This is a genomic window from Sphingomonas sp. AAP5 (genome assembly GCF_004354345.1).
Taxonomy (GTDB): Bacteria; Pseudomonadota; Alphaproteobacteria; order Sphingomonadales; family Sphingomonadaceae; genus Sphingomonas; species Sphingomonas glacialis.
Genome location: NZ_CP037913.1, coordinates 3435299 through 3448649, shown reverse-complemented (window position 1 = coordinate 3448649; position 13351 = coordinate 3435299). Strand labels below are relative to the sequence as shown.

Annotated in this window: 12 protein-coding genes; 8 read left to right on the top strand and 4 right to left on the bottom strand. The window is 67.2% G+C overall.

Going from position 1 to position 13351, the window contains the following annotated elements:
* Window positions 1-126: 126 nt before the first annotated feature.
* On the top strand, window positions 127-687 hold the full coding sequence (locus tag E2E30_RS15945) for a Uma2 family endonuclease (RefSeq protein WP_165954548.1): 561 nt from the start codon (window positions 127-129) through the stop codon (window positions 685-687).
* On the opposite strand, the gene hemA is transcribed toward E2E30_RS15945, so the two are convergent.
* The gene (gene hemA / locus E2E30_RS15940) at window positions 684-1925 is read right to left on the bottom strand and encodes a 5-aminolevulinate synthase (protein ID WP_133191374.1); all 1242 of its coding nucleotides are present in this window, start codon (window positions 1923-1925) and stop codon (window positions 684-686) included. The genes E2E30_RS15945 and hemA overlap by 4 nt on opposite strands.
* A 70-nt stretch (window positions 1926-1995) precedes the next feature.
* Complete coding sequence (gene murI / locus E2E30_RS15935; RefSeq protein ID WP_133191373.1) at window positions 1996-2790, bottom strand: glutamate racemase; 795 nt, start codon at window positions 2788-2790, stop codon at window positions 1996-1998.
* Between the two features lie 130 nt (window positions 2791-2920).
* On the opposite strand from murI, the gene plsY reads away from it, so the two are divergent.
* The 4 genes from plsY (at window position 2921) to topA (ending at window position 9505) form a co-directional block, all read left to right on the top strand.
* Window positions 2921-3505 carry a glycerol-3-phosphate 1-O-acyltransferase PlsY gene (gene plsY / locus E2E30_RS15930; RefSeq protein WP_133192143.1) on the top strand — a complete coding sequence of 195 codons (585 nt, stop codon included), beginning with the start codon at window positions 2921-2923 and terminating at the stop codon, window positions 3503-3505.
* Complete coding sequence (dprA, locus tag E2E30_RS15925; protein ID WP_133191372.1) at window positions 3498-4604, top strand: DNA-processing protein DprA; 1107 nt, start codon at window positions 3498-3500, stop codon at window positions 4602-4604. Before plsY ends, dprA begins: the two co-directional genes overlap by 8 nt.
* Before the next feature lie 172 nt (window positions 4605-4776).
* A complete protein-coding gene (locus E2E30_RS15920; RefSeq protein WP_133191371.1) occupies window positions 4777-6654 on the top strand; it encodes an ABC transporter ATP-binding protein in 1878 nt (625 codons plus the stop codon).
* 211 nt (window positions 6655-6865) lie between these two features.
* Window positions 6866-9505, top strand: a complete 2640-nt coding sequence (gene topA, locus E2E30_RS15915; RefSeq protein WP_133191370.1) for a type I DNA topoisomerase — start codon at window positions 6866-6868, stop codon at window positions 9503-9505.
* A 3-nt stretch (window positions 9506-9508) separates the two neighbouring features.
* On the opposite strand, the gene E2E30_RS15910 is transcribed toward topA, so the two are convergent.
* Both E2E30_RS15910 and panC read right to left on the bottom strand, forming a co-directional pair.
* A complete protein-coding gene (locus E2E30_RS15910; protein ID WP_133191369.1) occupies window positions 9509-9805 on the bottom strand; it encodes an SEL1-like repeat protein in 297 nt (98 codons plus the stop codon).
* 73 nt (window positions 9806-9878) lie between these two features.
* Entirely contained in the window at window positions 9879-10730 is an 852-nt protein-coding gene (gene panC, locus E2E30_RS15905; RefSeq protein WP_133191368.1) for a pantoate--beta-alanine ligase, read from the bottom strand.
* Between the two features lie 87 nt (window positions 10731-10817).
* Here panC and E2E30_RS15900 point away from each other — a divergent pair, with 87 nt between their 5' ends.
* From E2E30_RS15900 to pgmG, 3 genes are all read left to right on the top strand, one after another.
* On the top strand, window positions 10818-11612 hold the full coding sequence (locus E2E30_RS15900) for a division plane positioning ATPase MipZ (RefSeq protein WP_133191367.1): 795 nt from the start codon (window positions 10818-10820) through the stop codon (window positions 11610-11612).
* Window positions 11612-11863, top strand: a complete 252-nt coding sequence (locus tag E2E30_RS15895) for a J domain-containing protein (RefSeq protein ID WP_133191366.1) — start codon at window positions 11612-11614, stop codon at window positions 11861-11863. The genes E2E30_RS15900 and E2E30_RS15895 overlap by 1 nt, the downstream gene beginning before the upstream one ends.
* A 67-nt stretch (window positions 11864-11930) precedes the next feature.
* On the top strand, window positions 11931-13325 hold the full coding sequence (pgmG, locus tag E2E30_RS15890) for a phosphoglucomutase/phosphomannomutase PgmG (protein WP_133191365.1): 1395 nt from the start codon (window positions 11931-11933) through the stop codon (window positions 13323-13325).
* The last annotated feature ends 26 nt before the right edge of the window (window positions 13326-13351 follow it).

Sequence of the window (13351 nt, the reverse complement as noted above, 5' to 3'; positions counted from 1 at the left end):
CCGATCAGCCACAAGATACACCCTTTGCCCATCGCGCAATCTCCTGATTTCAAGGGGAAACGGGCCGGGCGCTCGCTGGTTCCGTGGCGCTCGCGTGCGCGGCGCGGGCATGATATCCTTGCGGGCATGAACAAGCCGGTCCGCCTCGCCGTCGAGTCCGTCCCAGAGACGCTGTTCACCGCGCGCGAGTATCTGCGGATGCACGACGCTGGCGCCTTCACCGACATGAACGTCGAGCTCGTCCGGGGGGAATTGCGCAAGATGATGTCCGGGGGCTTCTCGCATGGTGCGCTGAACGCCAGGCTGATCGCGAAACTGATCACCGCCTATTCCGCAACCGACCGTTGCTTGGCAGTCGATCTGATGATCGGTATCGGTCCGCTAACGATCCGCGGTGCGGACATCGCGGTCGTGATGCCCGACGTACCGTCGAGTGGCCCAGTCCCTCCGGATCGCGTCGTGCAGATCGTCGAGGTCTCCGTGACCACACTCGGCACCGATCTCGGCGAAAAGCAGGCTGAATATGCGACCGTCGGCGTGCCGGACTATTGGGTCGCCGATGTCGATGCGCGCGTCATGCACGTGATGCGGTCGCCCGAAGGGGAACGCTACGCCGAACACTCCGTCGTCCCGTTCGACCAGCCGCTCGCGGTGCCGGGCACGGCCGAGACGATCGTCGTCGCCTAGGCCGCCTTGCGCAGCTCCAACCGGCCCCAGATCTCGACCAGGGCATCGGTCAGTTCGCGCATCATTGCCTCGTCATGCGCCGGGCCAGGCGTGAAGCGCAGCCGCTCGGTGCCGCGCGGCACCGTCGGGTAGTTGATCGGCTGGACGTAGACGCCGTATTCGGCGAGCAGGATGTCGCTGATCTTCTTCGCCTTGACCGGATCGCCGACCATCAGCGGAACGATATGCGTCGTCGAATCCATCACAGGGAGCCCGGCCCCGGCAAACAGCGTCTTGAGCATCGTGGCGGCAGCCTGTTGCCCGTCGCGCTCGACGCTCGACGCCTTGAGGTGGCGCACTGCGGCAAGCGCCCCCGCGACCAGCACCGGCGACAGCGAGGTCGTGAAGATGAACCCCGGCGCATACGAGCGGATCACGTCGATGATCGTCTGGTCGGCGCTGATATAGCCGCCCATCACACCGATCGCCTTGCCGAGCGTGCCTTCGATGATCGTCAGCCGATGCGCGACGCCGTCTCGCTCCGAAATGCCGCCGCCGCGCGCGCCGTACATGCCGACGGCATGGACTTCGTCGAGATAGGTCAGTGCATTGTAGCGGTCAGCCAGATCGCAAATCTCGGCGATCGGCGCGACATCGCCATCCATCGAATAGACGCTCTCGAACGCGATCAGCTTGGGCACGGTCGGATCGGCAGCGGCAAGCAGTTCCTCGAGATGCGCGACGTCGTTGTGGCGGAAGACGTGCTTCTCGCACCCCGAATTGCGGATCCCCGCGATCATCGAGGCGTGGTTTAGCTCGTCCGAGAAGATCACGCAGCCCGGCAGCACCTTGGCGAGCGTCGCGAGCGTCGCCTCGTTCGAGACATAGCCGCTGGTGAACAGCAGCGCGCCTTCCTTGCCGTGCAGATCGGCAAGCTCGCCCTCGAGATCGACATGGTAATGCGTGTTGCCGCCGATGTTGCGCGTTCCGCCCGAGCCCGCGCCGACGTCGTGGAGCGCATGTTCCATCGCCGCGATCACTTCCGGGTGCTGGCCCATCGCCAGATAATCGTTCGAGCACCACACCGTAATCGGCTTGGGGCCGTTATGCCCGGCAAAGCAGCGCGCGTTGGGGAACGCACCCTTGTTGCGCAGGATATCGATGAAGACGCGGTAGCGCCCCTCGACATGCAGGCGATCGATCGCTTGCGTGAAGATTCGGGAGTAATCGACTCCGCGAGGCGGTGTGTCCACGTCCATCGCCGCGATCTAGCCCTTCATCGCCCGGAATTCCAGCGCGTTTACGCGATCAGCGTGATCGAACGGGTGGTCATAATGTCTCACGTCGCGCGAGACCGAAGCGCGCGAGCGCCGGCGCCAGCGCATCGGTCGACGCATCGCTCGCAGTGAACACCGCGCGCCCGTCGCCCGGCGCATCGGGCCAAGCCTGTCCGCCGGTGAGGAACGCGATCCGGCGCGCGATCCCGGCGCTGCCATCGACGAAGGTCACCGGGTGCCGCGCGGCGGCGGCGAGCTCGTCGGCGACGAGCGGGAAATGCGTGCAGGCGTTGACGATCGTGTCGATCCGTTCGCCGCCCGGCTGGCCAAACAGGCCGTCGAGGATCGCGGCATAGCGCGCCGGGTCGGTCGCATGGCCGTGGAGCTTGGCCTCGGCGAGTTCGACGAGTTCGGCCGAGCCGTGGCGCAGCACCGTGCAGTCGCTCGCGAAGCGCGCCGCGAGATCGTCGACATAGGGCTGGCGGACCGTCGCATTGGTGCCGAGCACGCCGATCACGCGCGTTGTGCTGACCAAGGCGGCGGGCCTGATCGCCGGGACGGTTCCCACGACAGGCACGTCGAGCGCCTCGCGCACCGCCGCGAGCGCGATCGTCGACGCCGTATTGCACGCGATCACGATCAGCCGCGGACGATAGCGTTCGGCGAGTCGCCCCAGCAGCGCGGGGACGCGCGCGGCGATCTCGGCCTCGCTCTTGGTGCCGTACGGGAAGCCCGCCGAATCGGCGACATACACCACCGGCATCCGCGGCAGCAGCGCGCGCGCCGCGCCAAGCACCGACAGCCCGCCAATCCCAGAGTCGAAAAACAGTACGGGCCGTGCATCCATCGGGGCGCAATACCGTGTTGGCCGCATTTGACAAAGGACCGGGTAGCGCGAGAGTGTTCCCGCAGCACGCCCGGGCATGCTATGCTCGGTTCGCTTGGGGGCTGAAACCGTGTCGATGGAAACTTTCTGGATGGCACCTGCCGCCGCGCTGGTGCTTGGCTATCTGCTGGGCTCGATCCCGTTCGGCGTGGTGCTGACGCGGATGGCGGGCGCGGGCGATCTGCGCACGATCGGGTCGGGCAATATCGGCGCGACCAACGTCCTGCGCACTGGACGCAAGGGCCTCGCCGCGGCGACGCTGCTGCTCGATGCGTTCAAGGGTTTTGCGGCGGTGTGGATCGCCGAACGCTATCTCGGCGGCGCTGGCGTAATCGCCGCCGCCGCGGCGTTCCTCGGGCATTGCTACCCGGTCTGGCTCGGCTTCAAGGGCGGCAAGGGCGTCGCGACCTTGCTCGGCATCGTGCTCGCGCTGCATTGGCCGATCGGGCTGGTCTATGCGGTGGTGTGGATCGCCTTGCTCGCGATCTTCCGCATCTCGTCGCTCGCCGGCATGCTCGCCGCGATCAGCGCGCCGCTGAGCGCCGCCTCTTTCTCGCGGTTCGACCTCGTGCTGCTGCTGCTCGCGCTCGCGCTGATCGTGGTGTGGAAGCACCGTGCGAACATCGAACGGCTGGTCGGCGGGGTCGAGCCGCGCGTCGGCAGCAAACATGGCTGATACCGGGCGGGAGACCGACGCGATCGCCCGCCTCCGCCTGATTCGCACGCCGCAGATCGGCCCGGTCAGCTACGCGCAGTTGCTCGCACGCTACGGCACTGCCGCGGCAGCCCTCGACGCGCTCCCACACCTCGCCACCCGCGGCGGTGGCGCTCCGCCGCCGATCGCGCCGGTCGCGCTCGCCGAGCGTGAACTCGCGCACGCCGCGCGGCTCGGCGCGCGGCATCTGTTCCTCGGCGACCCCGACTATCCCGATCTGCTCGCCGAACTCGACGATGCGCCGCCCGTCGTCATGCTGCGCGGGCGAACCGAGTTGCTTGCCCGCACGACGGTTGCGATGGTCGGCGCGCGCAACGCGTCGGCGGCGGCGTGTCGCTTCGCGCGCCAGCTCGCCGCCGAACTCGGGCAGGACGACGTCACGATCGTCTCGGGCCTGGCGCGCGGCGTCGACACCGCGGCGCATATCGGTTCGATCGCGACGGGAACGATCGGCGTGATCGCGGGCGGGATCGACGTGGTCTATCCGCCCGAAAACGCCGCGCTGCAGGACCGCATCGCCAGCGAAGGCCTGCTCATCGCCGAGCAGCCGCCCGGCACCGAGCCGCGCGCGCGGCATTTCCCCTATCGCAATCGGATCATCGCCGGGCTCGCGCTCGGCACGGTGGTGGTCGAGGCCGCGCCCAAATCGGGGTCGCTGATCACCGCGCGGCTGGCGGGGGAGCTTGGCCGCGAGGTGATGGCGGTCCCCGGCAGCCCGCTCGACCCGCGCGCGCAAGGCTGTAACGGGCTGATCCGCGACGGCGCGACGCTCGTGCAGAACGCCGCCGATGTGCTCGAAAGCATACGCCCGATCGACCGCCGGATGGTCCGCACCACGCGCACGCCGTTCGCTGCGCCCCCGCCCGCCGATGCGACCGACGTCGAACGGCGCGATGTCGTCGGTCTGCTCGGCCCCGTCCCGGTCGCGATCGACGAACTCATCCGCCAGTCGGGGCATGGCCCGGCGATCGTCCAGACGGTGCTGCTCGAGCTCGAGCTCGCCGGGCGGCTCGAACGACACGCTGGCGGTCGAGTCGCGCTGCTCGATTTCTCCGGCTGAGCACGGTCGGGGCTGCGAATAGCGCCAAGATCTGACCGCTGGGCAGGGACGGGAGCCCACTCTGCACAGTCAAACGCTCCGACCACCGCGCATATCGGGCGCTCGAGAAACTTCGGCTTGCGCCGATCGTTACGCCGCCGCAGCAGACCTGCACTTACGCGGAGCCGATGCCTTGCCCTTTCTGCACAGTCCGACACGTTTCCTCATGCACTATGTCGCCGCGCGCCCGTGGATCTTCGTGACGCTCGGCCTGCTCGTCGCAGCCGCGTCGATCAGCGCGATCGGTGTGCAATATGCGATGAAGCTGTTGATCGACGCGATGACCGGCGGGGTGCGCGCGCGCGGCACGGTCTATGCCGCGCTTGCGGGCTTTCTCGGGCTCGTCATCCTCGAGAGTCTGTTGCAGCGCGCCTCGGCGCTGACGCTGGGCCAGGCGACGGTCAGCTCGGGCGTCGGCATCCGGCTCGACATGGTCAATTACCTCACCGGCCACCAGATGCCGTTCTTCCAGAACCAGCGCGCAGGCTCGCTCGGGCACCGCATTTCGGGGCTGGCGGGGATCTTCGGCGCGATCATGCACCGGCTGCTGCGCGAGGTGACGCCACCGCTGATCGCCTTTGCCGGCGCGATGCTGATCTTCGTCACGATCGACGCCGCGATGGCCGCGGTGCTCGGCGGCGTCTTCCTCGTCGTCACCGCGGTCCTGATCGTGCTCGGCTTGCGCGGCCACGTCCACCACACCGCCTTTGCGCAACATGCCGGGCGCGCGGGCGGCGAGCTGATCGACATGATCGGCAATATCTGGGTGGTGAAGGCATTCGCCGCGCGCGACCGCGAGCTCGACCGGCTCGAGGGGTTTCTCGACAAGGAAGCCGATGCGCAGCGGCGCGGCTGGTTCTTCGTCGAGCAGATGCGCGGGCTCCACGATCTCGCGCTCGCAGTAATGGTCGGGGGGACGCTCGTCTGGGCGATCGGGCGCTGGTCGACCGGCGCGATCTCGACCGGCGACGTCGTCATCATCAGCACGATGACCTTCCGCATCCTCAACGGCTCGCGCGATCTCGCGATGGCGGTGATCGATACCAGCCAGCAGTTCAGCTATCTGCGCGAAACGCTCGACATCATCGGCGTGCCGCAGACGCTCAGCGACGCGCCCGATGCGACGCGGCTGCGCGTCGGCGAGGGCACCGTCAAGCTCGCCAACGTCACCTTCGGCTACGATCCGCGCGATCCGATCATCCACGATCTGTCGCTCACCGTCCCTGCCGGGCAGAAGATCGGGATCGTCGGTTCATCGGGCGCGGGCAAATCCTCGCTGCTCCAGCTGATCCAGCGCTTCCACGATCCGCAGATCGGCAACCTGACGATCGACGGCCAGCGGATCGACCATGTCACGCAGGAGTCGCTGCGCGATGCGATCGCGGTCGTGCCGCAGGAAGTGTTGCTGTTCCACCGCTCGGTGATCGACAATATCCGCATCGCGCGTCCCGATGCGAGCGACGAGGACGTCCACGCCGCTGCCGAGGCCGCCGGCTGCGACGATTTCATCCGCCGCCTGTCGCACGGCTACGACACCGTCGTCGGCGAGCGCGGCGCCAATCTGTCGGGCGGACAACGCCAGCGAATCGGCATCGCGCGCGCCTTCCTCAAGAACGCGCGGGTCGTGCTGCTCGACGAAGCGACCAGCGCGCTCGATTCGGAAAGCGAGCTCGAGGTGCAGGCCGGGCTCGACGCGCTGGTCCGCAACCGCACGGTGATCGCGGTGGCGCATCGGCTGTCGACGATCGTCGGGTTCGACCGCGTGATCGTCGTCGACAAGGGCCGGATCATCGAAGACGGGCCGCCGCAGCAGCTGTTGCGCCAGAAGGGCGGAGCGTTCCGGCAATTGTGGCTGATGCAGGTCGAGGGGCTCGACCGTCAGCCGAGTCGTTCGCGCGATCTCGCCGCGGCTGGCGGACGGCTGCGCGACGTTTCGGTCGAGCGCGGGCGCAAATTGGGGGGCGCGATGCTGACCGCGTGGAGCAACCTGGCCGAGCGCGAGCGCGGATAACGGGTTTGGCGCGGCGCGACAAATCGCTGTCCCCGGGCGCAGCGCTTGTGGCATGAGGCGCCGCGATGCGCTTTCCCCTCCCCCTCGAAGAGGCGCGCGTCGCAGCTCCCAAGCGCTTCGCGTGCTCGACCTGGCGCTCGGCCCATGGCTTGACGCCGCCGCCCTCGTCTCTCCATCCTCGCGCGTACACGTAAGGACGCTTTGAACCACCATGCAGCTTGTCATCGTAGAATCGCCCGCCAAGGCGAAGACCATCGAGAAATATCTCGGTTCTGACTATCGCGTGCTCGCAAGCTACGGCCATGTCCGCGATCTGCCGCCCAAGGACGGATCGGTGAACCCCGATGAGGGCTTCGCGATGGAATGGGAGAATTACGCCGACAAGACCAAGCAGCTGAAAGCGATCACCGATCTCGCCAAGACCGCCGACCGCCTGATTCTCGCGACCGATCCCGATCGCGAAGGCGAGGCGATTTCGTGGCACGTCCAGGAAGTGCTGCGCAATCGCAAGGCACTGCCCAAGGACGTCCAGCGCGTCACCTTCAACGCGATCACCAAGGCGACGGTGACCGAGGCGATGAAGCATCCGCGCGAGCTCGATACCGATCTGATCGACGCGTATCGCGCGCGCCGGGCGCTCGATTATCTCGTCGGCTTCACGCTTTCGCCGGTGCTGTGGCGCAAGCTGCCCGGCGCCAAGTCGGCCGGCCGTGTGCAATCGGTCGCACTGCGCCTGATCGTCAGCCGCGAGCGCGAGATCGAAGCCTTCCGCGCGCAGGAATATTGGTCGGTCGTGGCCGACATGGAGCAGGACGGCACCCCGTTCCAGGCGCGGCTCGTCCAGTTCGAGGGCAAGAAGCTCGACCGCCTGTCGATCGGCGAAGAGGGCACCGCGATGCGCGCCAAGGCCGCGGTCGAATCCGGTAAGTTCACCGTGCAGACGGTCGAAGTGAAGCCCGCGACGCGCAACCCGCCGCCCCCCTTCACCACCTCGACGCTCCAGCAGGAAGCCTCGCGCAAGCTCGGCTTCTCGGCCGATCACACGATGCGGATCGCGCAAGGGCTCTACGAGGACGGCGCGATCACCTATATGCGCACCGACGGCGTGCAGATGGATTCGAGCGCGATCTCCGCAGCGCGTCTCGCCGTCGCCAACCGCTATGATGCGAGCTACGTCCCAGACAAGCCGCGCGTCTACCAGACCAAGGCGAAGAACGCGCAGGAAGCGCACGAGGCGATCCGCCCGACCGACTTCGGCAAGGACAAGGCGGGTGGTGGCGATCACGCCCGGCTCTACGACCTGATCTTCAAGCGCGCGCTCGCCAGCCAGATGGCGTCGGCGCGGATGGAGCGCACCACGGTCGAGATGCTCGACGGCACCGGCCAGACGGGCCTGCGCGCGACCGGCCAGGTCGTGCTCTTCCCCGGCTATCTCGCGCTTTACGAAGAGGGCTCCGACGACACGCAGGACGAGGACGCGCGCCGCCTTCCGCGGCTGCGCGAGGGCGACGCCCCCGCCAAGAAGGGCGTCAGCGCCGAGCAGCACTTCACCCAGCCACCACCGCGCTTCTCCGAAGCGTCGCTGGTCAAGCGCCTCGAAGAGCTCGGCATCGGCCGCCCATCGACCTATGCCTCGATCATCAAGACGCTGAAGGACCGCGAATACGTCCGCGTCGAGAAGAACCGCTTCTTCGCCGAGGAATCGGGGCGCCTCGTGACGGCGTTCCTCGAACGCTTCTTCGAGAAATATGTGAGCTACGATTTCACCTCGGGCCTCGAGGACGAGCTCGACGAAGTCTCGGGTGGCCGCGCCGAATGGCAGGCGGTGCTCGAGGCGTTCTGGCGCGATTTCAAGCCGCGCACGACCGAGGTGATGGAGCAGAAGCCGTCCGAAGTGACCGCCGAGCTCGACAAGTTCCTCGAGCCCTATCTCTTCCCGGCGCAGGCCGATGGCAGCGATCCGCGGCTGTGCCCGCATTGCGGCCAGGGACATCTTGCTTTGCGCGGCGGCAAGTTCGGCGCGTTCGTGGCGTGCTCGAACTATCCCGACTGCAAATATACCCGCCGCTTCGGACAGCCGGGTGCGGCCGGCGAGGATGCCGGACCCGAAACGCTCGGCGAGGATCCCGAGACCGGCCTGCCGGTCGAGCGCAAATCGGGGCGGTTCGGGCCGTATATCCAGATCGGCGAGGGCGAGACGCGCAAGATGGCGTCGATCCCGAAGGATATTGGCGAGCTCGATCTCGAATGGGCGCTGAAGCTGCTGTCGCTGCCCCGCACCGTCGGCACGCATCCCGAGACCGGCGAGCCGATCACCGCGGCGATCGGCCGTTATGGTCCGTATCTGAAGCATGCCGGCAAATATGCGCGGCTGACATCGACCGAGGACGTGTTCGAAACGGGCATGAACGCCGCGGTCGTCAAGCTGGCCGAAGCTGCAGCGGGTGGTGGGCGGCAACAGCGCGGCGCGCAGGCCCCGCTGAAAGTGCTCGGGCTGCATCCGCGCAGCGAGGCCGAGATCAAGCTGATGGAGGGGCGCTACGGCGCCTACGTCACCGACGGCACGACCAACGCGACGCTGCCCAAGTCGATCGAGAAGGATGCTCTGACGCTCGAGGAAGCGGCGCAGCTGATCGACGCACGCGCGGCGGCGGCACCGCCAGCCAAGGGCAAGAAGAAGCCAGCAGCGAAGAAGGCGCCTGCCAAGAAAGCGGCAGCCAAGAAGCCTGCGGCCGAAACAGCCGCGGCAGGCGAGCCCGCCGTCAAGAAGGCACCCGCGAAGAAGCCGGCGGCGAAAAAGCCCGCGGCGAAGAAAGCCCCTGCCAAGAAAGTCGCGGCAGCGGCGGAGTGAGGATCAGGCGGCGCGGCGCTGCCGGCTGACGAGCACGGCACGCGCCGCGGCCTGCGCGGCGGCGATCTCGCGCGCGGTCATGTCCTCGGCGATGTCGCGGCGGCAATCCTTGGCGATCTCGCTGCCGGCGACGGCGGCGAGGTTGAACCATTTATGCGCTTCGATCAGGTCGATCCCGACGCCCGCGGCGCCGCTCGAATAGACCATGCCGAGTTCGTAACAGGCGTCGGCATCCCCGAGCGCCGCGTCGGCAACGCGACTGTCGGTCAGGAATTGTGCGTGCTTCAGGCTCGTGCCCATGTCGTAAACCCCCGTTAACCATCTCTGTGAGCACGACCATGCCGCAGGGAGATCAACAAAAGGTTAACGACAATTAGGCATGATCGCGCGGCGGCACGGCGAGGTTGTCGATCAGCCGCGTCGCGCCGATTTTCGCTGCGGCAACGAGCCGCCGCGCCCGCTCGGGATCGGTGCCCGGGGTCAGCGTCAGCGCGTCCACCAGTTCGAGATAATCGACCACGAACCCCGCCGCGATCAACGCCTCGCGCGCACTCGCCAGTGCATCGTCGGCAGCGTCGCCGCGCGCGATCGCCTTGGCAGCAACGCCAAGCGCACGTGGCAAGGCGACCGCCGCCGCACGCTGCGCATCGTCGAGATAGATGTTGCGTGACGACAGCGCGAGCCCGTCATCGTCGCGCTGCGTCGGCACGCCCTGGATCTCGATCCCGAAATCGAGATCGGCGACCATCTGGCGGATCACCGCGAGTTGCTGGAAATCCTTCTCGCCGAACAAGGCGATATCGGGCCGGACCTGGTTGAACAATTTGGCGACGACGGTCGCGACGCCGTCGAAATGCCCGGGCCGCGACACGCCGTCGAGCCCCTCGCTCACCCCCGACACCGAAATCTTGGTGGCGAAGCCCGTGGGGTACATCACTTCGACCGGCGGCAGCCAGAGCAGGTCGCAGCCCGCGTCGGCCAGCATCCGGGCGTCCGCGCTCTCGCGGCGCGGATAGCGCGAAAGATCCTCGTTCGGCCCGAACTGCGTCGGATTGACGAAGATCGACGCGACGACCTTGCGCCCCGGCCGCTTCGCCGCCTCGATCAAGGCGAGGTGCCCGGCGTGGAGCGCCCCCATCGTCGGCACGAGCGCGATGCTCGCGCCGCCGTCGCGCAAGGCGGCAATCCCGGAACGGAGCGCTTCGAGGGTACGGATGGTTTGCACGGGTCGGTGCCCTTCGGTAAAGACGCTTGGATTGGGCGCGCCTTCTATGAGGCTCGCCCCCACCGAACAAGACGGGAAGCAACCACGTTGGCGACTGCTGCGCGAAAGCCACATATCATTGTCTTTGCCAACGAAAAAGGCGGCACGGGCAAATCGACCACCGCGGTCCATGTCGCGATCGCGCTGCAGGCGCGCGGCGCGCAAGTCGCCGCGTTCGACCTCGATCATCGCCAGCGCACGATGGGCCGCTATTTCGACAATCGTGCCGCAACGGTACAGCGCACCGGCCGCGAACTGCCGATTCCGCGCCACGCCACGCATGACGGCGAAAGCGAGGACCGCTTCAACGACGTGTTCGCCGCGCTGGCGGAAGATGCTGACTTCCTCGTGATCGACACCCCCGGCCGCGACGATCCGTTCGCGCGGATCGCAGCGAGCCGCGCCGACACGCTCGTCACGCCGATGAACGACAGTTTCGTCGATTTCGATTTGATCGGCCAAGTCCATCCCGAGACCTACAAGGTCACGCGGCCGAGCTTCTATGCCGAGCTCATCTGGGACGCGCGGAAGATCCGCGCAAAGGCCGATGGCTCGACGATCGACTGGGTGGTGCTGCGCAACCGCGTCCAGCACATCGAGGCGCGCAACATGCGCCGCGTATCCGAAGCGCTCGACCAACTCGCCAAGCGCGTCGGTTTCCGCATCGTACCTGGGCTCGGCGAGCGCGTGATCTATCGCGAGCTGTTTCCGGCCGGCCTGACGATGCTCGATTCGGGCGAATTCGGGTCGATGGGGCTGGCGCACGTCGCCGCGCGCCAGGAGCTGCGCGAGATGATGGGCGCGCTTGCCTTGCCCGAGACCGTCGTCCCGCTCGTCGCCTGATGGGCAAGCTGCTCCTCATCGCCGCAATCCTGATCGGCGGATGGCTGTTGCTGCGTCCGCGGCCCAAGCCGGCGCCGCGGGTCGGCGAGGCCGAGGCGCGCGCAGTGCTCGGTGTCGGCGCGGGTGCCGACGAAGCAACCATCCGGGCGGCGCATCGGCGCTTGGTGTCCGCCGTCCATCCCGATAGAGGCGGCTCGGCCGATCTGACGCGCCGGATCAACGCCGCGCGCGACGTCCTGCTGCGGCGCTAATCTTCGGAAATCTTGAACCTTTTAGTCGCTCGCGGCTTGGGTCAGAGCCAGTATTGCAGGAGCCCGCATGACGCATCGTTTCGACCCTAGTTCGCTGCGCGAGTATGACATTCGCGGGATTGTCGGGAAAACGCTGGGCGAGGCCGATGCCGACGCGATCGGCCGCGGCTTCGGCACGCGCGTGCGCCGCGCCGGTGGCCGCCGCGTCGCGGTCGGCTATGATGGCCGCCTGTCCTCGCCGATGCTCGAAGCCGCGCTGGTCGAAGGTCTCGTCGCGGTCGGGATCGACGTGGTGCGGATTGGCCGTGGTCCGACGCCGATGCTCTATTACGCCGAGGCGACGCTAGAGGTGGATGGCGGCATCGAGATAACCGGCAGCCATAACCCCGCCGACTATAACGGCTTCAAGCTGGTGCTGCAGCACGCGCCGTTTTTCGGCGCCGACATTCAAGCGCTCGGTCAAATGGCCGCGGACGGCGATTGGGACACGGTCGACGCCGAGGATCGCGGCGTGGTTTCGACGTTCGACATCGAGGACGATTATGTCGGCCGCCTCGTCGCTGGCTATGCCGGCGGCAGCTACAAGATCGGCTGGGACACCGGCAACGGTGTTTCGGGCCCGATCATCGAGAAGCTCGTCAAGCTCCTGCCGGGTGAGCATCATCTGCTGTTCACCGATGTCGACGGCAAATTTCCCAACCATCATCCCGATCCCACCGAAGAAGCGAACCTCGCCGATCTCAAGCGCCTCGTCGCCGAGAAGCAGCTCGATTTCGGACTGGCCTTCGACGGCGACGGTGACCGGATCGGCGCGATCGACGGGCAGGGCCGGGTGATCTGGGGCGACCAGATTCTCTCCATTCTGGCCGAACCTGTGCTCAACGAACTCCCCGGCGCGACGATCATCGCCGATGTGAAGGCGTCGCAAATGCTGTTCGACCGAGTTGCGGCGCTCGGCGGCACGCCGTTGATGTGGAAGACCGGCCACAGCCTGATGAAGACCAAGATGAAGGAAACCGGCAGCCCGCTCGCGGGCGAAATGAGCGGGCACATCTTTTTCGCACACGAATTCTACGGTTTCGACGACGCGCATTACGCCGCCGTCCGGCTGATCCGTGCGGCGCACCTGAGCGGCCGCTCGATGACCGCGTTGCGCAGCGCGATGCCCGAGCTCGTCAACACCCCCGAGCTGCGCTTCCAGATCGAGGAAAGCCGCAAGTTCGCGGTCGTCGAAGAAGTGCTCGCACGACTCGAAGCCGAAGGCGCCAAGGTCGATTCGACCGACGGCGCGCGCGTCACCACCCCGGACGGTTGGTGGCTGCTCCGCGCCTCGAACACGCAGGACGTCCTCGTCGCGCGCGCCGAAGCGCGGGATCAGGCTGCGCTAGACCGCCTGTTGGCGATGATCGATGATCAACTCGGCAAGAGCGGCGTCGTGCGCGGGGTGCAGGCGGCGCATTAAGAAGGTTTGTTCGCGCAGAGGCGCGG

Bases quoted from the DNA above. Each gene is read 5' to 3' on its own strand.
- topA (WP_133191370.1), top strand. From the start codon at position 6,866: ATGCAGCTTGTCATCGTAGAATCGCCCGCCAAGGCGAAGACCATCGAG.
- pgmG (WP_133191365.1), top strand. From the start codon at position 11,931: ATGACGCATCGTTTCGACCCTAGTTCGCTGCGCGAGTATGACATTCGC.
- murI (WP_133191373.1), bottom strand. From the start codon at position 2,790: ATGGATGCACGGCCCGTACTGTTTTTCGACTCTGGGATTGGCGGGCTG.
- hemA (WP_133191374.1), bottom strand. From the start codon at position 1,925: ATGGACGTGGACACACCGCCTCGCGGAGTCGATTACTCCCGAATCTTC.
- E2E30_RS15910 (WP_133191369.1), bottom strand. From the start codon at position 9,805: ATGGGCACGAGCCTGAAGCACGCACAATTCCTGACCGACAGTCGCGTT.
- plsY (WP_133192143.1), top strand. From the start codon at position 2,921: ATGGCACCTGCCGCCGCGCTGGTGCTTGGCTATCTGCTGGGCTCGATC.
- E2E30_RS15945 (WP_165954548.1), top strand. From the start codon at position 127: ATGAACAAGCCGGTCCGCCTCGCCGTCGAGTCCGTCCCAGAGACGCTG.
- dprA (WP_133191372.1), top strand. From the start codon at position 3,498: ATGGCTGATACCGGGCGGGAGACCGACGCGATCGCCCGCCTCCGCCTG.
- E2E30_RS15895 (WP_133191366.1), top strand. From the start codon at position 11,612: ATGGGCAAGCTGCTCCTCATCGCCGCAATCCTGATCGGCGGATGGCTG.